Here is a 24,484-nt window from a genome sequence, read left to right as displayed (position 1 = left end):
AATACATTTTTATGATTATCAATGGGTTATTTGAAAGCGGGTGTGGTTGGAAGTTCTTATTTGGGAAAGTGCCCGCTTGCAGAGTAGGGCCATTGCACTAAACGAGCAGTTAGCTTATCGAAGTCGTTTCCTCTTGCGGAAGCTGGGCCAGTAACTGAAGCAGGAATTTATCATCGCGGGCGGCTTTTTTGCGTTTGCGTTTCAGGCTCATGACCAGCGGGGAGCGTCGCAGCAGCGTCAAGGCCAGCTTGTGCATGGTCGAGAGGTTGCGTGGCGCGTGGTCGCGTCGGCACTGGCAGGCATCTTCGGCAAAGGGTACGTCCAGGTGCCAATGCTGCTGATTTTCAATACTATAGTATCCACGAATGTACCCCGCTAGCGTGGCCGCACTCGCTCCGGCCAGCGAGCAGAGAAAATAATGCGTGGCCTGTTGCGCCTGCCCTGCCACCCAGCGCGTGGTCTGCTGGCAAACCAGCGTTTGCAAGCCCGGCCAGTCTGCGCCGGCATCCACCAGCCCCCAGTGTTGGCTGACCCAGACCCGGCGCAGCTCCCCGCGCCCATGTCCTTTGTCGCGCTGCTGGTGGGCGGCGGGCTGGGCGAGCAAGGGGGCAAAGGGGGCAGCTACCTGCCGGTGTAACTCACCCTGATTCTGCTTGAGCGCCAGCACGTAATCTGCGCCTTTCGCCACCAGCTCCGCCGCCACCGCCCGCTGGCAGCCCATCGCATCGAGCGTGACCACGCTGCCCTTGACCTCCACCAGGTCGAGCACCTGCGGAATGGCCACCAGCTCATTGCGCTTGGTTTCCACCGCCGTCTGCGCCAGGCACAGGCGCTGCTCGGCGGCCCAGACGCTGACGAGCTGGACCGGGGCCTGCCGTTTGCCTGCGGGCGTGGTGCCGCGCAGCTGCTTCCCGTCGATAATCAGGTGCCGACCGGCCAGCAAGGTCACGATAGCCTGCCCCCACTGGCTCAGGCAACGTTCCAGCTCGGTGGGCACCAGGTGGCGAAAGACGCGGTTGAGCGTGTCGTGGGACGGGATGCCGGCCGGCAAGTCCATGAACTCACGCAACGTGGCCTCTTTGTCACAGGCGTAATCGTAAATATCTTCAAATGTCTCACAATCAGCTAGCAAACCACAGAGCACGAGCAGCAAAATGTCGCTTAATTCGTGCAAACAGCGGCCTTGCACCCGGTAATCCGTTACTTCCTCAAAAAACTCAGCATAGTCCACCCCGCAAAATTCGCTAACTACGCGTTTGGTGCAATGACCCTATTAGCGGTAGCGGCCCGCTTGTCAAACTCGAATCAGTGGGCAACGACGTTTATTTCCGCAAGCGGAAGTAACCAATCCCAACAGCGGGAGTTTCCACGCAAAATGGAGCCATAACGGCTGCCAATCGAATACTTGTTGCCTGATTAAAAATGCTTTACCGCGAAAGCTGACGGGGTGTTAACGGCCCGTCGGCTGCGCCAAAAACCTGATATAATGGAGCTGGGGCACCGCCCAGGCTGGTCTGCAAACCAGCCCGGATGGGAGCGGTATGGCCCGGCCACCTGGTGAGTGTGCGCCGGCTGCACCCCGCCCCGCTCCATTGACTCAGGGTGGCTATCAGGCTGCAAAACCCTTTCCAATAGGTCTTCGAACCACCCTCAACTGTCCTTCGCCATGTTGCACCCTTTCTTTCTGCGCGTCTGTTTTTTGTTTTTGGAATGCTGAGCCTGGCTTTTGTGTCGGCCCTGGCCCAAACCCCGGCGGCTACTGCGGCGGCGGCCGCCGCTACGGCCGCGCCCAAGCGCCAGCTGGCGGCCTTGCGCATCGCCCAGCCCATCAAGCTCGATGGCGTGCTGGACGAGGCCGCGTGGCGTGAGGCCCTGCCGGCCACCGATTTTATCCAGAACCGCCCCAAGCCTGGCCCCCACGAAAAACACCCCACCGAAGTGCGCGTGCTGTATGATGACGCCGCGATTTACGTGGGCGCGGTAATGCACGATGTGGCCGCCGACTCCATCCCCCGCGAGCTGACGGCGCGTGACAACACCGGTAATTCCGACTTCATCGGCATCTTCCTCGATACCTACCACGACCAGCTCAACGGCTACGCATTCATCGTGACCAGCAGCGGCGTGTAGCTCGATTCGCGCTACTCGCCGGCCGGCGGCGAGGACTTCAACTGGAACGCCGTGTGGGAAAGCCGCACCGCCCTGCGCGGCACCGACTGGGTGGCCGAAATGCGCATTCCGTACTCCGCCATCCGTTTCAGCACGGCTGATGTGTAGCAGTGGGGGCTGAATTTTATGCGGCAGCGCAAGCGCGACAACGCGGTGTATTTCTGGAACGAGGTGAAGCCGCAGGTCGACGGCTTCGTGAACCAGTGGGGCGAACTCACGGGCGTGCAGGGCGTGAAACCGCCGTTGCGTCTCTCGCTCACGCCCTACGTGTCGGGCTACGTGAACCACAACCCGCTGAGCGCCGACGGCACCAAGCGCCTGACCACGCGCTTCAACGGCGGGGCCGACGTGAAGTGGGGCATCAACGAAAGCTTCACCCTGGATGCCACGCTGGTGCCCGATTTCGGGCAGGTGCAGAGCGACAACCAGGTGCTCAACCTCTCGCCGTTTGAGGTGCAGTTCAACGTGGACTGGAGCCTGCGCCAGAACCAAATCGACTACGTAAACGGCGGCCTCGACAAGGCCGAACCCCTCGACCAGCCCTTCGCCGGCCAGATTCTGCTGGGCCGCCGCAACGTGGCCACAGTAGCCTACACGTTCACCAACCGCATGTCGTTCACGCTGCGCCTGCGCCACTACACCAGCAACGTGCGCTACCTCGATTTTACCACCCTCGGCAAGAACGCGGAGGAGCAATCCGCCGCCTACCAACTCAACCGCGACAACACCTACAACGCCTTCAACGTGGACGCGGTGTACTCGTGGTGGTTCGCGCCCGGCTCGCAAATCAGCGTGGTCTGGAAAAACGCCGGCTCCACCTATTTGCAGGCCAATGAGGCCACGCCGCAGTTCTTCGATAATTTCAACAACACCATCAACACGCCGCACAATAACTCGCTGTCGGTGAAGGTGCTGTATTATTTGGATTATCTGGCGTTGCGCAAGGGCAGCGGGCGCGTGGCGGCGCGGTAATAAGGTGCCGAACGAACGGTATAGCAACCGGTCATGCAGAGCGCAGCGAAGCATCTTTACCGCAACACTATTCCTGTCGATTGGAATTAGTTATGCGGTAAAGATGCTTCGCTGCGCTCTGCATGACGGTTAGCCATATTCGTGGAAGCCGCCAAAAAGCCCGTCCTTTGCGCAGCAATTCCCTTTTATCGTCCCCTATGCCGGCAAACCTTGCCCCCGAACTCCGCACCGTTGTGCTCACGCGCTACGTGACGCCCCTGCGCGAGGGCGGCTCGCTGCCGGCCCTGATGGAGGCCGACGACAACTTCCTCTACGTGGTGAAATTCCGGGGCGCGGGCCAGGGCGTAAAGGCCCTGATTGCCGAGCTCATTGTGGGCGAAATAGCCCGCGTGCTGGGTCTGCGCATGCCCGAGCTGGTGTTCTGCGAGTTGGATGAGAGCTTCGGCCGCACCGAGCCCGACGAGGAAATCCAGGACCTGCTGCAAGCCAGCACCGGCCAGAACCTGGCCCTGCACTACCTCTCCGGCGCCATCACCTACGATGCGCTGGTGACCACCGTGGAGCCCGGACTGGCCTCGCTCATCGTGTGGCTCGATATGCTGACGTTGAACGTGGACCGCACCGCCCGCAACACCAACCTGCTGATGTGGCACAAGGAGCTGTGGCTCATCGACCACGGCGCGGCCCTGTATGTGCACCACGCCGGCCCCGAGTGGGCCGCGCCGCGCCCCCGCCCGTTCCCCCAGATTAAAACCCACGTCCTGCTGCCCCAGGCCACCGAGCTGGCCGCCGCCGATGCCCTCGGCCACGCCCGCCTCACGCCCGAAGTCATTCGGGCCATTGTGGCGCTGGTGCCCGATGCGTGGCTGGCCCACGCCGCCGGCACGCCCGCCGAAGAGCGGGCTGCCTACGTCGGCTTTCTCGAAAACCGACTGGCGCAATCGGCCGCTTTTATTCAGGAAATTAATGATGCCCGCGATGCACGTATTTGAGTACGCCGTGCTGCGGGTGGTGCCCCGCGTGGAGCGCGAAGAATTTCTGAACGTGGGCGTGGTGCTGTACTGCCGGGGCCTGGGCTTCTTGCAGGTGCGCTGGCTGCTGCCCGAAGCCCGGCTCCACGTCTTCGCTCCGGCCCTCGACCAGGCCGAAGTAGCTGCTCGCCTGCGGGCCTTCGAGCAGATTTGCCAGGGGCAGGCCGCTGGGGGCGTTATCGGGCAGCTGCCGGTGGCCGAGCGGTTCCGCTGGCTCACGGCCACGCGCAGCACGGTGGTGCAGTGCTCGCCCCTGCACCCCGGCCGCACCGCCGACGCAGCCGCCACGCTGGCGCGGCTGTTTGAGGGACTGGTGAGCTAAATGTGTTCTCAGAAAATGTGCGGCATGGAACGCCAAGCGAAGTCAACTACATGGATGGAACAGCATCCCTAAACTGACAATACCGAGGTGGGTATTCCTGCTTGTTCCCGGCTAATTCCGGGGATTGTGGGCGTTTACGAAACTCATCCCCTTTGGGCATTTCGTAAACTTTGATTCGTAGACGAGTTTCGTAAACTTGCTCGGCACTGCAGTAGCTTTCAGGCCACTGGTTTTCGAGCCGCTGCTAGTGTTCTGACAGTTTAATCTCGTCAGTTACTTTGGTCACTTCGGCATACCTGTTTTTCAATTTATCACGGGCCTTTTCGGTCGTGAAGGACCAGTTGACCTTGACGGCCGCCGCGTTTCGTTTGGCTTCCCACGCCCGGGCCTCCGCTTCGAGTCGTTCCTGCGTGCCGATGCGCTGGTCCAGGCACTGGCGGGAAAGGGCGGCGAATTCAATTTCGGCCATGTTGAGCCAGGAGCCGTGCTTGGGGTGTAGTGGAATTCGAGGGTGTGGCGCAGGTTGCGGGCCGTTTCGACGGGCAGGTGTTCATAAAAGGCGCCGTACGTGTGGGTGCTGTAGTTATCCTGCACGAGCTTGATTTTCTGAGCGTCCGGGTAGTGGGATTGCACGAGCCAGTCCATAAAGTGGGCGTAATCGCCCTTGTTTTTGGTGGTCGTGACCCGCAAGTGGCGCTGGCCTGTGTCGATGTCGTAGGCCAGCAGGACGTTGCAGACCCCTTTTCGCACGTATTCCTGGTGTTCTTTTTGGGTGGCTCCCGGCTTGGGCGGAATCGGCGTGAGCACGTGGTCGAGCAGTTGGCAGGGCCGCTCGTCGAAGCAGAGGCGCACCACGCCCGCCTCGGCGGGCTGCGCGTACACGTCGAGCACGTCCTCCCTATTGGCCAGGTACTCGCCCGTGAGGGTGCCGATGCACCACATTTGCTTCAGCCAGGGCTTGAGCTGACTTTTTTTAAAACTTTGCGAATTGTTTCGTTGGAAACGGCGGGTCCGTAGTCGAGCGAGACGAGGGTTTCGTTGAGTAACGAGAGCGTCCAGCGGGCCGCGCCGGTCGGCAAGTCACTGCATGCCAGGCTGGTGATGCGCGCTTCCAGGGCGGGCGTCACCTTCGGCGGTTGCCCGCTGCGCGGGCGCTCTTCCAGGGCCTCGCCCAGCCCCCCAGCCAGATAGCGGCGTTTGAGGCGGTGGTGCTGCGTGGTAGAAATGCCCACCTCGGCGTGCACGGCCGCCGCGCCTTTGCCGCTGCCCATGGCCAGCAGCGCGCGGGCCCGCGTGATTTTGCGGCTCTTATGGGTGCCTTTTTTGACAATGGCCCGCAGCGCGGAGGCGTCGGCGGGCGGTAGGATAACGGGTGTGGCGAGGCGGGGCATAAGCAAGAAATGAAGGTGTCCGCTCGTAACTGTTACAAGCTTAATTAAGTTGTCAGACCACTAGTAGTTCACCGAAAGGAGCGTTAAAAAGGTGCTCTCTCCTAGCTGTTTCAGCTTCGCAGGTCTCGCATGATGTCCTGTTCGTAGTTTTTCTCACCTGCTAAAAACAGCGCTTTCATAAATCCAGCGGAATGGAAGATGTAAAACGTCCTGTCGGCAAAACAGAGCTTGTTGAACAGCAAGGCCGATTTTACCGCTAGGAGTTCGTCTTTCTCATAGATGAACTCTCCTTCAACTGCGTGTTCCACGAGTATACGCCCGCCGTATTTGTACACGTTCGACACATTCAACCCCATGAAGTAGTAGTAGCTTACCACCACCAAAATCATGGGCACGCTGAACCATGTTTTGTAATTGTCCGAATCGAAAATCATCAAGGCGATAAGGCCGCAGAAGGCGCACACAACGCCAAAGGATATCTTTTTGAGTACAAGCGGTTGTTCCACTCCCACCGGCTTCTTTTCTGGGCTATCGGACATGGGCTCGAATCTTCAATACCGCGAGCAGCTCACGCTGTTAGCGCCATAGGGTTACAGTTTAATCCTTTCTTCGGCGCGGTGCAGCAAATCTAAAAGCCTGTTCAAGAAAACGGTCCCAAGGTAAACGTGGCCCGTTCAAAATAAGGAGGGTATTAGGAGAGCTTTAGAATAGCAATCATCACGAACAACGGCCCGAGCATTATCAACGAGACGAGGCCGATATTACGCGCTGTGAGCACATCGTAGTCCTTTGGCCACTGATTGACAATGGCCACGGCCCGCTTGTGCGAGTAGAACCAAATAAACAGGTAGTAATAGGCCAGCACAAGGGGCAGCATCAACAACTTATTGGTGGCGTAGTCCGCGCTCAGGGGCTTGCCTAGGTCGATGAGGCCGTAATGCCGCAAAATGGCGCCCAGGCAAAGCAGTTGAAACAAGACCGTCATGGCCACTGCGGAAGCCGCCGTGGCCCGATACTGGGACGTCTTGCCCTTTTTGTGGTAGCGGTAGATGAAGTTGAAGACGAAATCGTACATGCCTCAAAGTTCAGCCAAAGGGTGATTTAAATAAGTCGATAAGCTATTGCCTCAACTGGTGCTGCCCCCCCGCTACCGCGCCTCCACCACGCTGATGGCGTAGCCGCCGCCCGGCGCGCAATACTGCGCCAGCTTGGTCTTGCGCGTTACGTTCACTTTGCGGATGGTGTAGGCCTGCGGGTTCGTCTCGTAGTGCGCGTCCTTGGCGTCGGCGTAGATGGTGGCCACGTACTTTTTGCCGGGGTCGAGGAAGCTCAGGTTGATGTTGGAGGTGCGGCCGTTTTCATCGCAGGTGCTGCCGATAAACCAGCTGCTCTTGCCCTTGGCCTTGCGGGCGATGGTGATGTAGTCGCCGGGCTCGGCTTCGAGCACGTGGGTATCGTCCCAGTCCACGGCCACGTCCTTGATGAACTGGAAAGCGTCGAGGTGCTTATTGTAGTTCTCGGGCAGGTCGGCGGCCATTTGCAGGGGCGAGTACATGGTCACGTACAGGGCCATTTGGCGTACCAGCGTGCTGTGCACGAAGGATTTATTCTGCGGATTGAGGACGCTGATTTTCGTCTGGAAAATGCCCGGCGTGTAGTCCATCGGCCCGCCGATGAGGCGGGTGAAGGGCAGGATGGTGGTGTGGTCGGCGTTGTTGCCGCCGAAGGATTCGTACTCCGTGCCGCGCGCCGCCTCGTTGCCGATGAGGTTGGGGTAGGTGCGGGCCAGGCCGGTGGGGCGCACGGCCTCGTGGCCGTTCACCATGATGTGGTGCTTGGCGGCGGTTTCCAGCACGTAGTTGTAGTGGTTAATCACCCACTGGTCGTAGTGGTGGTGGCCCAGCGGCACGATGTCGCCCACGTAGCCGGTTTTCACGGCGTCGTAGCCGTACTTGTTCATGAAGGTGAAGGCCGAGTCGAGGTGCCGCTCGTAGTTGCGCACCGAGCCCGAGGTTTCGTGGTGCATTATCATCTTCACCTTCTTGCTGGCGGCGTACTGCTGCAATTCCGTCACGTTGAAATCGGGGTAGGGCGTCACGAAATCGAACACGTAGTCCTTGTGCTTGCCAAACCAGTCTTCCCAGCCGGTATTCCAGCCTTCCACCAGCACCGCGTCGAAGCCGTGCAGGGCGGCGAAGTCGATGTATTCCTTCACGTGGGCCGTATTCGCGCCGTGCGTGCCGTTGGGCTTCAACTTGTTATAGTCGATGGAATCGAGCTTGATGTTGTCCATGTTGGTGTACGACCACGTGCTTTTGCCCGTAATCATCTCCCACCACACGCCCACGTACTTCACCGGCTTAATCCACGAAGTATCCTTGAATTTGGTGGGCTCGTTCAGGTTCAGCACCAGCTTCGATTCCAAAATGTCGCCCGCTTTGTCGCTCACAATCACTGTGCGCCAGGGCGAAAGCGCCGGCGTCTGAATCCGGCCCTTGTCGCCTACCGCGTCGGGCGTGAGGTGCGATTCCAGTACGAAATTCTTGTCGTCGAGCTCCAGGCTCATGCAGGAATAATCAATCAGCGCCGCCTCGTGGATGTTGATGTACAGCCCGTCCTGGCTCTTGAGCATGAGTGGCGTCTGCACCCCGGTGGGGGAGAAGGTGGTCTGCGAGGCGTTGCCCGTTACGGCCGCTTTCATTTTGCCGCGCACTTCCGACAGCTTCGAGGTCACGGTACTGTACTCCTGCGTGTCGTAGTCGCCGGGCAGCCAGAAGGCCTTGTGGTCGCCGGCCAGCGCAAACTGCGTGCGCTCTTCCTTAATGGTGAAATAGTCCAGCTTGGGCTGGCGCGGAAACTCGTAGCGGAAGCCCAAGCCATCATCAAACACCCGAAACCGCACCCGGATGCTCCGGCCGGTGGCGGCCTGCGCCAGGGTCACGGCCAGCTCGTTGAAATGGTTGCGAATGGTTTTCACCTCGCCCCACACCGGCTGCCAGCTCTCGTCAAAAGTGCGCTGTTGGCTGTCGCTCACGGCAAAGCCGCTGATGAGCGAAGGCGTGTCTTTCAGCTCCAGGCCCAGCTTGCTGGTCTTGATAACGTCGCGGCCCTTGTAGGTGAGGTGGTAGGTGGGCACGCCGTCGGTTTGCAGCGCGAATTGCAGCGCCAGCTGCCCGTTGGGCGATTTGATGGTTTGGGCCAGGGCCGTATTCCAAAGCAAAATCAGGCAGCAAAGCGCCAGCAGCCGGCGGGTATAATTCAGCATCACAGCAGGGGAAAAGAGGTGGAAGTAGATTGTGCAAACGGTTGATTCTGGCCCGGTCTGAAAACCGAAAAACCCCGCCTGCACTAGGCAGACGGGGTTTAAAGTGGAGATGCAGGGATTCGAACCCTGGTCCAGACAAGGAAATCAACGTGCTTTCTACGTGCGTATCCAGACTTGGATTTTCATGGTATTCCAGGCGTCAGTCAGGCCTTTGAAATCCCCCTAGCTGCAGTTGGGTTTCGCCCCCGAGTCACAGCTCCTCGAAGGCTATTTTCTACTTACGACGCGCCGAACTCCCAGGTGTAGAAACTTACCCAGGCGGCACGATGGCAATTACCTAATTCTGAACTAGGCAGCCATGGCGTACGAATAGTCGCCAGTTGATTGTTGATAGATTTTTTGACAGGAGAGCTTCCATCAACTCCTGGCACGCTTACCCGCAATTTGCGCAAGCTGTCAATTCCGGTCATCCCCAAATGGTAAAGAACGAGTCCCGTGGTCGCCTCGAAAGGCTAATCGGGTCGCGAAGGTACGTTGTAGAATGGAAACGCAGGGGAAGCAGGGAAGGTTCCCCTTCTAACAGCTGTCATCCGGAGCGCAGCGAAGGACCTTATCACCGCTAAACGATGCGCAGTAACTCCTTTGTTTAGCCAAATCAAGCCGAATGTTCCCGGCAAAATGCGCAGCCGGGATAAGGTCCTTCGCTGCGCTCCGGATGACATATTGCTTCCAAAGCCGCCCTTTTCTGGGTAACTTTGCTACACATAGCTTATGGATAATTTCGTCGTTTCGGCCCGCAAGTACCGTCCTTCCACGTTTCGCAGCGTGGTGGGGCAGCAGCACGTCACCACCACGCTGCAGAACGCCATTCAGAGCCAGCACCTGGCCCAGGCCTTCCTGTTTTGCGGCCCACGCGGGGTGGGCAAAACCACCTGCGCCCGCATCCTGGCCAAAACCATCAACTGCACCAACCTCAGCCCCGAAACCGAGGCCTGCGGGCAGTGCGCCTCTTGCGTGGCCTTCCAGGAAAACGCCTCTTTCAATGTGCACGAGCTGGATGCGGCCTCCAATAACTCCGTCGAGGATATCCGCTCGCTGGTGGAGCAGGTGCGCTATGCTCCGCAGGCCGGCAAGTACAAAATCTACATCATCGACGAGGTGCATATGCTCTCGAACGCGGCCTTCAACGCCTTCCTGAAGACGCTTGAGGAGCCGCCGAGCTACGCCATCTTCATCCTCGCTACCACCGAGCGCCACAAGATTATCCCCACCATCCTGTCGCGCTGTCAGATTTTCGATTTCAGCCGCATCAAGGTGGAGGACATGCGCCAGCACCTGCGTTACGTGGCCACCCAGGAAGGCATCACGGCCGAAGACGATGCCCTGCACCTGCTGGCCCAGAAAGCCGACGGCGGCCTGCGCGATGCCCTGTCGATGTTCGACCAGATGGTGACCTTCGGTGGCAACAACCTTACCTACAAGGAGGTGGTGCAAAATCTACACATCCTCGACTATGACTACTACTTCCGCCTCATCGATAGCCTGCTGACCGAAAACCTCTCGGCTGCCCTGCTGCTGCTCGATGAAGTGATGCAGAACGGCTTCGACCTGCACAACTTCGTGGTGGGCACCGCCGAGCACCTGCGCGGCCTACTGGTTTGCAAAGATGCCGTAACGGTGCAGCTGCTCGAAGTGTCCGATGGCATCAAGCAGCAGTACGTACAGCAGGCCCAGGCCGCGCCGCTGGCCTTCCTGCTCTCCGCGCTCAACCTCATCAGCCAGTGCGACCGCGAGTTCAAGCAGGCTAAAAACCAGCGCCTCCACGTCGAGCTGGCCCTGATGAAGCTGGCTTACCTGAACGGGGCCGTGCAGTTCGTCCGCGAGCTAAGCCCCGCCAACGGCGAGGCTAAAAAAAAAACTAGCAGCCTAAACGGTGAAGGCGAAGCCGCAGCCGTTGCCTCGGCTCCCGGCAGCAACGGCCATGCCCAAGCCGCCCCAATAGCCTCGCCAACGGCCATAACCCCAGCTACTTCCCCTACTCCGGTTTCGGTGGTTTCCTACGCTGCCCCAGCGGCTTATGCTACTGAATCGCCGGCCGCGCCTTACGTAGCTGCGCCGCGCTCGGCGGCCGCACCCGCGCCGCTGCCCATGCCAGCCGGCGCGCCCGTGGCCACCGGCCCCGCGCCCGCCGATGGCCCCGAGCCGCTGCCCGTCGAAAACGGGGTGGAGGAAATGCACGACACGCCCAGCATTGAGGCCGACCCGGACGCCGCCATCACCGAGCGCCACCAGATGCGCGACACGCTGCCGCATGTCGAAATCGGTGTGCCCAGCTTTGAGGGAATTGAGCCCGCGCCGCGCCCCTCACCGGCCGCTGCCTTCGCCAAAATCCCCAGCCTAGCCAGCAAAATCCCGAGCCTGAAAGACCTGAGCAGCCGCTCAGCTGCTGCCGCCAGTAAGTCGGCCCAGGACGCAGCAGCTTTGGTCGAGCCGCAGTCCATCGGCGGCCCGCTGGCTCCCGTCGACCCCGCGCTGCTACAGCGCGTGTGGAAGGAAATTGCCGAGGAGCGCCGCGCCCAGGACCGCATGAGCGAGTTTTGGGTGCTGAACCGCCCGGTAACGGCCAATGCCGAGCACAGCATCGAGCTGGCCGTCGACAATCCCATCCAGATTGACCAGTTCAATGACATGCGGGTGGAGTTCCTGGCTGACCTGCGCCGCCGCACCGGCCATCCGCGCCTCAACGTGCAGCCCGTGCTCACGGAGGCCGCCCCCACGGCCAAACGGCTCTACACCACCTCGGATAAGTTCGAATACCTGGCCGAGCGTTTCCCCGCCCTGCGCGAGGCCAAGCAACGCCTGGGCCTGGAAGCCGACTATTAGAACGAGTAGGGGCGGGGACAAGCCCTACCGGGTACGACCCCGCCCCTACATCGTCAAAATTCCGCAAACGATTGGGGGGAGGCTGCCACTGCTGCGCCAATCATCAGCTGACGCCGGAAAAATCTTGCAAGATAAGACGAAATTTTGTTTTTTATTCCCCTATCAGCCAGCTACCTTTGTTTTTTGAACCCCCCAGCTACCCGCCTGCGACATTCGTGAAAAACAACTTTTTGCTGCTATTTCCTGCCCTGGCGGTACTGGGCCTCACCACGCAATGCCAATCGAGCAAGCCGGCTGTTGCTGCTTCCGCCGCCGCCAGCGCTGCGCCGGCTGCCGCGCCCCTGGCCGCCAAAGAATACCGCTACGAATCGGTGCCCGGCGACCCGCTGGGCGTGCGGATTTACAAGCTGGATAATGGCCTGACGGTCTATCTCTCAGACTACAAGGATGCGCCGCGCATTCAGACCTACCTGGCCGTGCGGGCGGGTTCTAAGAATGACCCCGCTACTGCCACCGGCCTCGCGCACTACCTGGAGCACATGGTGTTCAAGGGTACTTCGAAGCTGGGCACGCAGGATTGGGCCAAAGAAAAAATAGAGCTTGATAAGATTGAGGCGCTCTATGAAGTGTACCGTGGGCAACGCAACGATGCCGCCGCCCGCAAGCGCACCTACCACCAGATTGACTCGATTTCGGGCGTGGCCGCTACTTATGCCGTACCGAATGAGTACGATAAGGTAATGGGTGCCATCGGCGCGAAAGGTTCCAACGCCCACACCTCGAACGAGGAAACGGTGTATCAGGAAGATATTCCCAGCAACCAGCTGGAGAAGTGGGCCGCCATCCAGGCCGAGCGGATGCGCGAGATGGTGCCGCGCCTGTTCCACACCGAGCTGGAGGCCGTGTACGAGGAGAAAAACCGGGGTTTGGATTCCGATTTCAATAAGGAGTTTGAGGCGCTGAATGCCTCGCTCTACCCCACGCACCCCTACGGCACCCAAACGACCATCGGTACGATTGAGCACCTGCAAAACCCGTCGATTACGGAAATTAAGAAGTATTTCGGTGAGTACTATGTGCCGAATAACGTGGCGCTATGCTTGAGCGGGGATTTGGATTACGACCAGACTATTCGCCTGATTGATAAGTATTTCGGCGCGATGCCGAGCAAGCCGGTGCCGGTTTTCAACGCGCCGGTGGAGCAGCCGATTACGGCCCCGATTACCAAGGAAATTCTCGGGCCGCAGTCGGAAAACGTGATGATTGGTTACCGCCTGCCGGGCAAAGCGTCGAAAGATGCAGTGCGCCTGCGCATGCTGGATAAAGTTCTGACCAACGGCCAGGCCGGCCTCATCGACCTCGACCTGAACCAGCAGCAGAAGGTACTGGAAGCGTCGTCGTTTACGGACATGAACGACGACTATTCTACGCACGTCATCTACGGCACGCCGCGCGAGGGGCAGAAGCTGGAGGACGTGAAACGTCTGCTGCTGGGCGAACTGGCCAAGGTGAAAGCCGGCAACTTCCCCGATTGGCTGATTCCGGCCATCATCAACAACGAGAAGCTGACGCGCACCAAGAGCTACGAAAGCAACGAGGCCCGCGCCAGCGCCATGTACGAGGCCTTCATTGAGCGCATCGACTGGAAAGACTACCTCAAACAGCAGGACGATTTCGGCACCATTACCAAGGCCGAAATCGTGAAATTCGCCAACGATAATTACGGCCAGAACTTCGTGACGGTTTTCAAGCGCACTGGCACCGACCCCAACAAGGTGAAGGTGGTGAAGCCCGCCATCACGCCTGTGCCGGCCAACCGCGACGTGGCCTCGGCCTACTACAAGCAGCTCGCCGCGATGCCGAGCACGGACCTGCAGCCTGTGTTTGTCGATTACAAAAAGGACATTCAGGAGACGGAAATCAAGCCCGGCCTGCCGCTGTACTACACGCACAACACCGAAAACGGCCTGTTCAACCTGTACTACGTCTTCGATCTGGGCAATAACCAGGACCCGCGCTGGGGCCTGGCCGCCGACTACCTGCAATACCTCGGCGCGGGCCAGTACAGTGCCGCGCAGCTGCAGCAGGAGTTCTACAAGCTGGGCTGCTCGTTCAGCGTGAGCAGCGGGCCGGACCGCACCTTCGTCACCCTCAACGGCCTCGACGCCAACCTGGAACCCGCGCTGAAACTGTTTGAGCAGCTGCTGCACGCGCCCAAGCCCGATGCCGCCGCCCTGAAAAACATGGTGGCCGGCATCCTCAAGCAGCGCCAGGATGCCAAGCTCGAAAAGCGCGTGATTCTGAATGCGGCGATGGTGAGCTACGTGAAATACGGCCCCAAAAACCCCTTCACGAACATCCTCAGCGAGAAAGAGCTGAAGGCGCTGAAGCCGGCGCAGCTCACGGCGCTGATTCAAAAGCTGCCGACGTATCAGCATCGGGTGCTGTACTATGGGCCGCGTCCGGGCAAGGGTGATACCATGACGATTGGAGATGTGCTCAAAGCAGAGCATAAAACGCCCGCCAAGCTCACGCCCGCCCCGGCGGCTAAGGACTTCGCCGAGCAGCCCCTGAAAGACAAAAAGGTCTATTGGGTCGACTATAACATGGTGCAGGCCGAAATCCTGTTTCTGACCAAGGGCGACCTGTATAGCAAGGAACTGGCCCCCACGCTGGCGCTCTACAACGAGTATTTCGGCGGTGGCATGGGCAGCATCGTGTTTCAGGATTTGCGCGAGAGCAAGGCGCTGGCCTACTCGGCCTACTCCGGCTACAACAGCGCCGACAAGCTGGGCCGTTCTAACTACAACCTGAGCTACATCGGCACCCAGAGCGACAAGCTGCCCGAGGCCATGGCCGGCATGGAAGCGTTGCTAACCGACATGCCCGTGGCCGAAGCCAACCTGGAAATCGCCAAAAATGCTATCCGTAACAGCATCAGCACCGAGCGCATCACCAAGGGCAACATCCTGATGAGCTACGAGCGCGCCAAGCGCCTCGGCCTCGACTACGACCTGCGCCGCGATGTGTACGCGAGCACCCAGAAAATGACGTTTGATGAATTGAAGAAGTTTCAGCTGGCCAAGATTAGCGGACAAAACCAGGTTATTCTGGTTATTGGTTCGAAAGACCGGCTCAACTTCAAGGAGCTGGCCAAGTACGGCCAGGTGCAGCAGCTCACGCTGAAAGAAATTTTCGGGTACTAGGAACGGTACCGTCCCAGGGGGCACCTCACCCCCCTAGCCCCCCTCTCCCAAAGGAGAGGGGGGGACTAGTTTCTAGCCCAGGCTGGAACAGTTCTAAGGCTAGAAATTAAAAGACTAAAAGCTAGTCCCCCTCTCCGCAAGGAGAGGGGCTAGGGGGGAGGTGACCCGCCTGAACATTAACTAAAAACATTACTTTACCCACATGGCAGAGCAAAAAATCACCATTAAAAACGGCAAGCTGACCGTTCCGGACAAACCCACTATTCCCTTCATTGAGGGCGACGGTATCGGGCCGGATATCTGGCGCGCCTCCAAACTGGTGTTCGACGCCGCAGTGGAGAAAGCCTACGGTGGCAAAAAGCAGCTGATGTGGAAGGAAGTGCTGGCCGGCGAAAAAGCCTATAAAGCCACCACCAACTGGCTGCCCACCGAAACCCTCGACGCATTCCGCGAATACCTCGTGGGCATCAAAGGCCCCCTGACTACGCCCGTGGGCGGCGGTATCCGCTCGCTGAACGTGGCCCTGCGCCAGGAGCTGGACCTGTACGCCTGCGTGCGCCCCGTGCGCTACTACGACGGCGTGCCCTCGCCGGTGAAGCACCCGGAGCTGACGGATATGGTCATCTTCCGCGAGAACACGGAGGACATCTACGCCGGCATCGAGTACATGAACGGCACGCCCCAGGCCCAGAAAATGCTCGAATTCCTGCAGGACGAGATGGGTGTGAAGAAAATCCGCTTCCCCGAGTCGTCCTCGTTCGGCATTAAGCCCGTGAGCAAGGAAGGCACCGAGCGCCTCGTGCGCGCCGCCATCAAGTACGCGCTGGAGCACAAGAAACCCTCGGTGACCATCGTGCACAAGGGCAACATCATGAAGTTCACCGAAGGCGCGTTCAAAACCTGGGGCTACGAGCTGGCCGAGAAGGAGTTTGGCGCGAAGGTGTTCACCTGGGCCCAGTACGATAAAATCGTGGCCAAGCAGGGCGTGGCCGTGGCCGACGCGCTGCAAAAGCAGGCCGTGGACCAGGGCAAGCTCATCATCAAGGACAGCATCGCCGATGCTTTCCTGCAACAGATTCTGCTGCGCCCCTCGGAGTACTCGGTGGTGGCCACCCTGAACCTGAACGGCGATTACATCTCCGATGCGCTGGCGGCCATCGTGGGCGGCATCGGCATCGCGCCGGGCGCCAACATCAACTACAGCACCGGCCACGCCATCTTTGAAGCCACCCACGGCACGGCCCCCAAATACGCCAACCTCGACAAGGTGAACCCCGGCTCGGTTATCCTATCCGGCGTGATGATGTTGGAATACATGGGCTGGAAAGAGGCCGCTGCCCTCATCAACAAAGGCCTCGAAGCCGCCATCGCCAGCAAGCGCGTAACCTACGACTTCGAACGTCAGATGGAAGGTGCCACCCTCCTCAAAACGAGCGAATTCGGCCAGGAGATTATCAAGAATATGTAGTAGCTTGGCTGCTGCCTAAGCACCCACAGAAACCCCCGCGTTGGCTTTGGCTGGCGCGGGGGTTTTAGTTGTAATAGACAACTCAATATTAGACTTGTTGCGAAGTGAGTGAAGTGCGGAATTTTCGACAAACTGTACTTAAATTTAGAACATGAACTTTTCCGTAAAAAACCTCACTACTTCGCGTAAATGGCGTGCTGCCACGGGACTCACGGCGGAGCGTTTTGCGCAGCTTTTGGCGCATTTTAAGCAGGCGTATTTTCGGTTAAATGGAACAGATATGATTGAACGTGGGGCTTTTGCGCCGTATGAAGTAGCCCTTAAAACAGAAGAAGAATTACTGCTTTTCACCCTATTCAGCTTCAAAGCAAACTTGACGTATGATTTGTTGGGATTGGTCAGTGGGATGGACGGTTCCAACGCGAAACGCAACCAGGAATTAGGCATTACGGTGCTCCAAGAAGCGCTGGAGCAAACCGGGCATGCGCCAAAGCGGGAATTTGCGACAGTGGCCGAATTTGAAGCCTATTTTCAGGAACACGAGACGTTATTGGTCGATGGAACAGAGCAACGCAAGCAACGACCAGGAAATAAAGAGATGCAAAAAGACTACTATAGCGGTAAAAAAAAATACACGCCGTAAAAGAGATAGTTATTTCAACGACCATTCGCTGGATTGGTTTTATCAGCCGTTGTTACGGCGGAAGACACCACGACTACAGTGTGCTAAAAAGCATTTTACCAGTTGATAAAGAGTGGTTTAAAAAGTTCAAGGTGCGGTTGGACCTGGGGTTTTTGGGCTTCGCGAAAGACTACGTTTGCCGGAAAGTTTTTATTCCTATCAAAAAGCCGAAAGGGAAAGAACTCACCGATGAACAACGAGAAATAAATACAAAACAAGCAAGTGAACGAATTACCGTAGAGCATAGCATTGGCGGATTGAAACGTTATCGAATTTTGGAAGACCGATTACGTTTGCATAATTTGAACCTGTACAATGACGTGCTGGGAGTGTGTGCGGGCTTGTGGAATTTCAGCTTAAATCTGTGATTAATAGCTCGCAACAAGTCTATTGAATAGAATAATAAACTAAATGCTGAATTTTTCAGATTCGCGTAAGCCTAATGTAATAATTGCCTCTACTGGCTCATTTCTGCTATTTATAGGCTCTATTATAGCTGGTGCGTTTTTTATGGATAGTAAATGGAGCGCAAACGCTGCACTTTTAATTACTGCAAAATCAATATTTATTGCGGTTAATATTCTTTCCATAATTATGAGTTTGTATGCGTTATTCACGTCGTACGCAAATGGTTGGCTGTTGACAGACCGACTATCTAGGCCTGTTTTAGGCTCTGCGCCATGGGTATTATGTTTTTGGACATGGAGATTGGTTTTGCTGATAAAACAAGCGCTTTAAAGAACGCATTAATTATAAATGATGGTCATCATCAAGCTACAGCCGCTGCTGGAGTTTCTCAAAGCATACCCCCCAAACTGGCGCGAGTTTAGCGCAGCGTAACTCGTGACCAACCATGCCGGGAGGCTGAGCCTCCCCCGGCCGCGCCGATAGAAGCCGGTAGCACCGTTCTACCGGGCGAGTTGAAAACTCGCATCATAACCGGCACGATAAACTCGCGCCAGCGCCGCCAGCTACTCCCCCAGTTTCAGCCGCTGAAAAGCATTATTCAGCACCTCACCCCACACGGGGTGGGCAATAATCATATTCTCTAATTCCTGGTAGCGCAGCCCGCCCGCCATGGCCAGCTGGAACATGGTCATGATTTCGCCGCCCTGTTCGCAGAACACGGCCGCACCCAGCAGCCGGTCGTCGTCGCCCACCAGCACCTCCACGAAGCCCTCGGTTTCGCCCGTCTGCACGGCCCTTCCGATAGTGCTGGCCGGTAGCCGACTCACGCGGTAGGGGATGCCTTTCTCCTTCGCTTGGTTCTTCGAGATGCCGATGCGGCCCAGCTGCGGCTCCGTAAATACCACATAGGGCATGGGCCGGTCGGCAGTGGTGCGCTGGCTGTTGTGCAGCAGGCCGTCGCGCACAATGCGGTAGTCGTCGTAGCTGATGTGGGTGAATTGCGGGCCGCCCTTCACGTCGCCCAGCGCGTACACGCCGCGCGTGCCGGTTTGCAGGTGCTCGTTTACTTCGATGTAGCCATCTTCGTCGAGGGTGATGCCGGTGTGCTCCAGGCCGAGGTTGCGGGTGTTGGGAGTGCGGCCCACGGCCATCAACAGGTGGCTGCCGCGCAGGCGGCGCTCGCCGTCGGGCGTGTCCACCGTCACGGTGAGGATGCCGTTGGCCCCGCGCGATACGCGGCGGGTGTTAGCATTCAGCACCAGTTCTACGCCGGCTTTGGTCAGCAATTCCTCGAGCGGGTGGCTCACGTCGGGGTCTTCGCGCGACATCAGGCGCGGCTCCTTGTCGATGATGGTGACGCGGGTGCCCAGCCGGCAAAATATCTGGCTGAACTCGACCCCGATGTAGCTACCGCCCAGAATGAGCAGGTGCTCGGGCTGCTCTGTCATGTTCAGTAGCAGCGAGTCGCTGGTGAGGTAGCCGCTGTCGGCCAGGCCCTCAATGTCGGGCACGGCAGCGCAGGTGCCAGTGTTGATGAAGATGAGCGAGGCCGTGAGGTGCTGCTCGCCGCCGCCCACCAGCGCCACTTGCAGCGAGTGCGGGGCCGTGAACTGCGCCCGCCCCCGAATGAGCGTAATGCCGTCGTGAACTTCCGTAATCTTGCGGTGCAGGCTGTCGCGGGACTTTTGGCGTAGTGTGTGCATCCGCTCAATCACGGCCCTGAAGTTCACCACCGGCTCGGGGGCTTCAATGCCCAGCGCGCCCGCCGTGCGCACGAGGTGCGCCCGTTGCGCCGAGGCCAGCAGTGCCTTGGTGGGCGCGCAGCCGTAGTTGATGCAGGAGCCCCCCAGAAAGTCACTCTCGATGAAGGCCACGCGGCGGCCGGCGGCGGCCAGCGCGTAGGAAAGGGGCGTACCGGCTTGGCCGGCCCCAATAATGATGGCATCAAACGAATCAGCAGGCATAACGGGCGTGGCGAAGGAGATTAATTATGCCCTTACATACGGCCCGGTTTACGCGCGCGACTGAGCTCAACTCGGCAGGTTGAACGCATATAAATGGAGTCATGGGCCACCATTGTCTCACAGGGCATTTTAGGTTTTAAAAAAGCGTCAGGTCCAAAATAAAAAAGTACCCTGGTAGACTGGATTCAGTCCTCAAAATTTATATGCGTTCAACCTGTCAACCCGGGAAATGCGGGAGAATGTCGGGCGGAAACACGAAATTGCCGTATCAGGCGTTGCCTGTCCTCATTCCTGCCTCGCCCCGCTGTATGAAGCATTTGTTGCGTCTGATTTTCTTAGCTGTTTCCTCGGGCCTCACGGGCTGCGCATCTTTGTATTTTCCACCCCCGCCCCATGCGCCCATGCTCACGCACCAGGGCGAGTTCTACGGCACTGTAAGCACCAATCAACACACCAACTATGCCCTGCAAGGAGCCTACGGCCTCACCAACCACTTGGCCGTGGCCGGCACGTTCTCGTCCCTGCACCGCAAAAAATCCGATAGAACGGAAAATATCGACTTCGCCGAAGCCAGCCTCGGCTACTTCACCCGCCTGCCCGACAAGCGCGTGCTGGAAGTGTACGTGGGCGGCGGTGGCGGGGCCACCGAGCGCATCGAACGCAACGAAGCCCAAATCGTCAACAAAACCCTTGACGGCAGCCTGTCCAAGGTCTTCGCCCAGGTGAACTACGCCAAGAAGAAGCAAAACAGCCTGCACCTATTCAACCGCGACTTCCCGCTCACCTACGGCGCGGCCCTGCGCCTGAGCTACATGCAGCTCAATAACTTCAAAATTGACGGCCTGGCCGCCCCTGGCGAAAGCAACGTGTTTTTCGAGCCCATCACCTTCACCCGCACTCAGATTGCCGGGCCCGTGCAGCTACAGCTCATCAGCGGCCAGATTTTCGGCTTCCGCAGCAATAAGTACCTGAAAGCGGCCAATTCGGTGTTTCAGGTGGGTATTGTGATTAATCTGGATAAGAACACCACGCTGAGCGAGTAGGGTGCGTGCCCGTACCCCGCTTTTGAAGGCGATGAGCAATTCGTCCTAACGGCGTAGAGGCGCATCCTTACGTCTCATCGTTGAACGATAAAGGCGGATTTCGTTTAAGTGCTGGCGCAGAAGTAACCGTATTCGAGTCGGGCCTGCTGGTCGGACTGCCCTAGGCGGTCCGACCGGTTGAAGCACCAGCGATTTCGGTTTAACGACAACCGGTCGGACCGGAGTATACGCCTACTTCTGCAATAGTACAGTACTTGCCGATAAGACACAAGGATGCGTCTCAACACCAATAGTCAGGCCATTTGACACAAAAAAGCTCCGGCCGAAGCGGGAGCTTTTTTGTGTCAAATACTTTCGGCGCTAAGACGCCAAAAAATTACTTGCCGCCCAGTACGCGCAGCATGGTATCGCCAATCTCAGCGGGCGAATCCACTACGTGGATGCCGCACTCGCGCATGATGGCCATTTTAGCAGCGGCCGTATCGTCGGCGCCGCCTACGATGGCACCGGCGTGGCCCATGCGGCGGCCGGGAGGGGCCGTTTGGCCGGCGATGAAGCCCACGACGGGCTTCTTGTTGCCGGTTGCTTTAATCCAACGAGCAGCTTCGGCTTCCATGCCGCCGCCGATTTCGCCAATCATCACGATGCCTTCGGTTTCGGGGTCGTTCATCAGCATTTCTACCGCCTGCTTGGTGGTGGTGCCGATGATGGGGTCGCCGCCGATGCCAATGGCCGTGGTCTGGCCCAGGCCGGCTTTGGTGAGCTGGTCAACAGCTTCGTAGGTCAGCGTGCCCGACTTCGAAACGATACCGATTTTGCCTTTGGTGAAGATAAAACCGGGCATGATGCCCACTTTGCACTCGCCGGCGGTCATCACACCGGGGCAGTTTGGCCCAATCATCGTCACTGTGGGGCGCTCCGAGAGGTACTGCTTCACGGCAATCATGTCCTTGGTCGGGATGCCTTCGGTGATGGTGATAATCACCTTGATGCCGGCATCAGCGGCTTCCATAATGGCGTCGGCGGCGAAAGCCGGGGGCACGAAAATGATGGTGGTGTCGGCACCGGCCTTTTCCACGGCCTCGGCTACGGTGTTGAACACGGGACGGCCCAGGTGCTCGGAGCCACCTTTGCCGGGCGTCACGCCGCCCACCACGTTGGTGCCGTAGTCCATCATCTGCTGGGCGTGGAACGAGCCCTCGGAGCCGGTGAAGCCCTGTACGATAACCTTGGAATCTTTATTGACCAGAACGCTCATTCGGAGGTGTTTTTGGGATATTGATGGAGTGGAGGAGGGAAGCCCGGACGGGCAACGGTGGTGCAAAAGTAGGGGGTTTTGGGGCTAGGGCAAGGCAGAAGTTATGCAATCGGTTGAAGGTCATGCGGAGCACTGCCGGAACGTTATGCAGAACACCCTTGGACCGTTATGTCGAGCGCAGCCGAGACATCTCGCGTGCAGCAGTAAATCAATCGTGTGAACGACCCGGGCGAAATGTTTCGGCTGCGCTCGACATGACCTTCTATTCAGCCACTACCAGCAACCGCCTCTGCCCCGCCGCCGAAATCCGTACCTTTGCCCCCTGACTCCCCCATCTCCCCACCCATCATTTTTCGATGTATTTCAACCACGTTATCGAGGCTGTTGGCAACACGCCTCTCGTTAAGCTCAATAAAGTAACCGACGGCATTAAAGGCACCGTGCTGGCCAAGGTTGAGTATTTCAACCCCGGCAACTCGGTGAAGGACCGCATGGCCATCCGCATGCTGGAAGACGCCGAGAAGGCCGGCCTTATCCAGCCCGGCGGCACCATCATTGAGGGCACTAGCGGCAATACGGGCATGGGCCTGGCCCTGGCCGCCATCGCCAAAGGCTACAACACCATCTTCGTGATGAGTGACAAGCAGAGCAAGGAAAAGCAGGACATTCTGCGCGCCGTGGGCGCCCAGGTGGTGGTGTGCCCCGTAGACGTGGCCCCCGAAGACCCGCGCAGCTACTACTCCGTAGCCAAGCGCCTGAGCGAGGAAACGCCCAATTCCTTCTACCCCAACCAGTACGACAACCTCTCGAACGCCGCTGCGCACTACGATGCCACCGGCCCCGAAATCTGGGCGCAGACGGAGGGCAAAATCACGCACTGGGCGGCCGGTGTGGGTACGGGCGGCACCATTTCCGGCGTCAGCAAGTACCTCAAGGAACAGAACCCGGCCATCGTGACCATCGGCCTCGATACCTATGGCTCGGTGTTCAAGAAATACAAGGAAACGGGCATCTTCGACGAAAACGAAATCTACCCCTATAAAACGGAGGGCATCGGCGAAGATATTCTGCCGAAGAACGTGGACTTCGATGTTATCGATTTGTTCATTAAAGTAACCGACGAGGACGCCGCCGTGATGACGCGCCGCCTGGCCAAAGAAGAAGGCTTGTTTGTGGGCTGGAGCTGCGGCTCGGCCGTTTTCGGGGCCTTGGAGTACGCCCGCGAGCACCTGAAAGAGGACGACACGATGGTGATTATCCTGCCCGACCACGGCACCCGCTACCTCGGAAAAATCTATAACGACGACTGGATGCGCGCCCAGGGATGGCTCTAAGTGAGCTAGGCCATTGCGGAAGCGCGGTCAGGATGTTATCTTCGTAAAAGCTTGTTTTTTAGCCCTACAATATGTCTGCTAATTTGAATCACATTGTACTCGTTGACGACAACGAAACCACGAGCTTTCTCAACAACCGGCTGCTGGGGCGGCTCGCGGTGGCCGACCACGTCAGCACGTTTTCGCGGGCCGATGAAGCCTTCGAGCAGCTCTGGGGTGACAACACTACCGAGTGCAGCGTGCCCGCGCCCGACCTCGTGTTTGTAGACCTGAAAATGCCCGGCGTGTCCGGCTTCGAGTTCCTGGAGCTCTACAATGCTCTGCCCCAACCCGTGCAGGACCAGACCGTAATGGCCGTGCTCACCACCTCCATGCACGGGGCCGATACCGCCCGCGTGGCTCAGTACCCCAACGTAGAGTACCTGACCAAGCCCCTCACCGAGGAAAAAATGCGCAAGCTGCTGGAAAAGCGCTTTCAATAACCCCTGCTTTCTGCCGGTCCGCCCGGTGGAAACGCGCATAAAAAACCGCTGCTGGTTCGCCGGCAGCGGTTTTTTTATGTGCGCTCAACGCTTGTCGAAAATGCGAAAAATGCCGGTTTTTTTCTGTTTGATAAAGATGTAGCGGATGGAAAACGCCGTGGGAAATCGGTTCCAGTCGGCCGAGCCGTACTCGATGGTGGGCTTGAAATCGAGGGAGATGACGAGGGGGATGAAGGCGATTTTATACTCCGCGCCAATCATGCCATCGAAGCCCCAGAAAGTGCCATCGTCCTTGTGGTTGCCCACGTGCGCCCCGGCCCCGAAATAGTAGTTCAGGCTGGGGCCGAGAATGCCGAAATGGCGCTCGGCCAGCACCGTGGCGCTACGCTCGCGCACCCCAAACATGCCCAGGCCTTCCAGCGTGGTTTTGGGCAGAATAAGCTGCTGAATGGTGAGTCCGTAGTTGTTACCGTCGCTGCGAAGGCCGGCGGCGGTGCGGTATTTTTGTGCGGCCGTGGGCTGGGTGGCCAGCAGCAGGCATGGTACAAGAAGCAGTAGCAGTTTCATAAAGAACAATAGGGTGCGGGGTCGGACCCTACGCAGAAA

At 58.5% G+C, this 24,484-nt stretch carries 21 protein-coding genes, 1 other RNA gene and 1 pseudogene; 12 read left to right on the top strand and 11 right to left on the bottom strand.

What is annotated here, in order from left to right; all coding sequences use genetic code 11:
• Positions 1–109 precede the first annotated feature (109 nt).
• Complete coding sequence (locus tag KQ661_RS19860) at positions 110–1,231, bottom strand: ISAs1 family transposase (RefSeq protein WP_216727840.1); 1,122 nt, start codon at positions 1,229–1,231, stop codon at positions 110–112.
• A gap of 479 nt (positions 1,232–1,710) precedes the next feature.
• Here KQ661_RS19860 and KQ661_RS19855 point away from each other — a divergent pair, with 479 nt between their 5' ends.
• The 4 genes from KQ661_RS19855 to KQ661_RS19840 all read left to right on the top strand — a co-directional run bounded on the left by KQ661_RS19855 (position 1,711) and on the right by KQ661_RS19840 (position 4,494).
• A complete protein-coding gene (locus tag KQ661_RS19855) occupies positions 1,711–2,130 on the top strand; it encodes a carbohydrate binding family 9 domain-containing protein (RefSeq protein WP_216727839.1) in 420 nt (139 codons plus the stop codon).
• 165 nt (positions 2,131–2,295) lie between these two features.
• Entirely contained in the window at positions 2,296–3,141 is an 846-nt protein-coding gene (locus tag KQ661_RS19850; RefSeq protein ID WP_216727838.1) for a DUF5916 domain-containing protein, read from the top strand.
• 197 nt (positions 3,142–3,338) lie between these two features.
• Positions 3,339–4,133, top strand: a complete 795-nt coding sequence (locus KQ661_RS19845; RefSeq protein ID WP_216727837.1) for a HipA family kinase — start codon at positions 3,339–3,341, stop codon at positions 4,131–4,133.
• The gene (locus KQ661_RS19840) at positions 4,111–4,494 is read left to right on the top strand and encodes a DUF3037 domain-containing protein (RefSeq protein ID WP_216728015.1); all 384 of its coding nucleotides are present in this window, start codon (positions 4,111–4,113) and stop codon (positions 4,492–4,494) included. The genes KQ661_RS19845 and KQ661_RS19840 overlap by 23 nt, the downstream gene beginning before the upstream one ends.
• A gap of 303 nt (positions 4,495–4,797) precedes the next feature.
• Here KQ661_RS19840 and KQ661_RS19835 read toward each other — a convergent pair whose 3' ends face one another.
• The 6 genes from KQ661_RS19835 to ssrA all read right to left on the bottom strand — a co-directional run bounded on the left by KQ661_RS19835 (position 4,798) and on the right by ssrA (position 9,624).
• Positions 4,798–5,436 carry a transposase gene (locus KQ661_RS19835; RefSeq protein WP_216727836.1) on the bottom strand — a complete coding sequence of 213 codons (639 nt, stop codon included), beginning with the start codon at positions 5,434–5,436 and terminating at the stop codon, positions 4,798–4,800.
• Between the two features lie 5 nt (positions 5,437–5,441).
• Complete coding sequence (locus KQ661_RS19830; protein WP_216727835.1) at positions 5,442–5,885, bottom strand: helix-turn-helix domain-containing protein; 444 nt, start codon at positions 5,883–5,885, stop codon at positions 5,442–5,444.
• A gap of 110 nt (positions 5,886–5,995) precedes the next feature.
• A complete protein-coding gene (locus tag KQ661_RS19825; RefSeq protein WP_216727834.1) occupies positions 5,996–6,424 on the bottom strand; it encodes a hypothetical protein in 429 nt (142 codons plus the stop codon).
• A gap of 152 nt (positions 6,425–6,576) precedes the next feature.
• Entirely contained in the window at positions 6,577–6,960 is a 384-nt protein-coding gene (locus KQ661_RS19820; RefSeq protein ID WP_216727833.1) for a hypothetical protein, read from the bottom strand.
• A gap of 72 nt (positions 6,961–7,032) precedes the next feature.
• Positions 7,033–9,150, bottom strand: a complete 2,118-nt coding sequence (locus KQ661_RS19815; protein ID WP_216727832.1) for a glycoside hydrolase family 97 protein — start codon at positions 9,148–9,150, stop codon at positions 7,033–7,035.
• A gap of 101 nt (positions 9,151–9,251) precedes the next feature.
• Positions 9,252–9,624, bottom strand: a transfer-messenger RNA (tmRNA) gene (ssrA, locus tag KQ661_RS19810).
• A 297-nt stretch (positions 9,625–9,921) separates the two neighbouring features.
• Here ssrA and KQ661_RS19805 point away from each other — a divergent pair.
• The 5 genes from KQ661_RS19805 (at position 9,922) to KQ661_RS19785 (ending at position 17,757) form a co-directional block, all read left to right on the top strand.
• The gene (locus tag KQ661_RS19805) at positions 9,922–12,033 is read left to right on the top strand and encodes a DNA polymerase III subunit gamma/tau (RefSeq protein WP_216727831.1); all 2,112 of its coding nucleotides are present in this window, start codon (positions 9,922–9,924) and stop codon (positions 12,031–12,033) included.
• Positions 12,034–12,248: 215 nt separating this feature from the next.
• Positions 12,249–15,239, top strand: coding sequence for a M16 family metallopeptidase (locus tag KQ661_RS19800; protein WP_317196138.1), 2,991 nt, complete (start codon positions 12,249–12,251; stop codon positions 15,237–15,239).
• Between the two features lie 202 nt (positions 15,240–15,441).
• Positions 15,442–16,707, top strand: coding sequence for an NADP-dependent isocitrate dehydrogenase (gene icd / locus KQ661_RS19795; RefSeq protein WP_168673688.1), 1,266 nt, complete (start codon positions 15,442–15,444; stop codon positions 16,705–16,707).
• A 151-nt stretch (positions 16,708–16,858) separates the two neighbouring features.
• A complete protein-coding gene (locus KQ661_RS19790) occupies positions 16,859–17,350 on the top strand; it encodes a transposase family protein (protein WP_216686216.1) in 492 nt (163 codons plus the stop codon).
• Positions 17,338–17,757 (top strand): transposase family protein, encoded by a 420-nt coding sequence (locus KQ661_RS19785; RefSeq protein ID WP_216680677.1) that lies wholly within the window; start codon positions 17,338–17,340, stop codon positions 17,755–17,757. Before KQ661_RS19790 ends, KQ661_RS19785 begins: the two co-directional genes overlap by 13 nt.
• A 39-nt stretch (positions 17,758–17,796) precedes the next feature.
• On the opposite strand, the gene KQ661_RS19780 is transcribed toward KQ661_RS19785, so the two are convergent.
• Both KQ661_RS19780 and KQ661_RS19775 read right to left on the bottom strand, forming a co-directional pair.
• Positions 17,797–17,979: a hypothetical protein gene (locus KQ661_RS19780; RefSeq protein ID WP_216690152.1), complete on the bottom strand. Its 183-nt coding sequence runs from the start codon at positions 17,977–17,979 to the stop codon at positions 17,797–17,799.
• Positions 17,980–18,360: 381 nt separating this feature from the next.
• On the bottom strand, positions 18,361–19,761 hold the full coding sequence (locus tag KQ661_RS19775; protein ID WP_216727830.1) for a mercuric reductase: 1,401 nt from the start codon (positions 19,759–19,761) through the stop codon (positions 18,361–18,363).
• Between the two features lie 371 nt (positions 19,762–20,132).
• Between KQ661_RS19775 and KQ661_RS19770 the strand changes: the two genes are divergently transcribed.
• Complete coding sequence (locus tag KQ661_RS19770; protein ID WP_216727829.1) at positions 20,133–20,804, top strand: hypothetical protein; 672 nt, start codon at positions 20,133–20,135, stop codon at positions 20,802–20,804.
• A 376-nt stretch (positions 20,805–21,180) separates the two neighbouring features.
• Here the strand turns inward: KQ661_RS19770 and sucD are convergent, their stop codons facing one another.
• A complete protein-coding gene (gene sucD, locus KQ661_RS19765) occupies positions 21,181–22,062 on the bottom strand; it encodes a succinate--CoA ligase subunit alpha (protein WP_168673693.1) in 882 nt (293 codons plus the stop codon).
• A gap of 356 nt (positions 22,063–22,418) precedes the next feature.
• On the opposite strand from sucD, the pseudogene KQ661_RS19760 reads away from it, so the two are divergent.
• Positions 22,419–23,393 (top strand): annotated as a pseudogene (locus KQ661_RS19760) (PLP-dependent cysteine synthase family protein); the annotation flags it as partial.
• A gap of 74 nt (positions 23,394–23,467) precedes the next feature.
• Entirely contained in the window at positions 23,468–23,878 is a 411-nt protein-coding gene (locus tag KQ661_RS19755; protein ID WP_216690149.1) for a response regulator, read from the top strand.
• An 84-nt stretch (positions 23,879–23,962) separates the two neighbouring features.
• Here the strand turns inward: KQ661_RS19755 and KQ661_RS19750 are convergent, their stop codons facing one another.
• Entirely contained in the window at positions 23,963–24,445 is a 483-nt protein-coding gene (locus tag KQ661_RS19750) for a hypothetical protein (protein ID WP_216690148.1), read from the bottom strand.
• Between the last annotated feature and the right edge of the window lie 39 nt (positions 24,446–24,484).

Origin of the sequence: Hymenobacter siberiensis, from assembly GCF_018967845.1 — a bacterium.
In the GTDB taxonomy this organism is placed as follows: domain Bacteria; phylum Bacteroidota; class Bacteroidia; order Cytophagales; family Hymenobacteraceae; genus Hymenobacter; species Hymenobacter siberiensis.
This window is presented reverse-complemented; position numbering and strand designations above follow the sequence as displayed.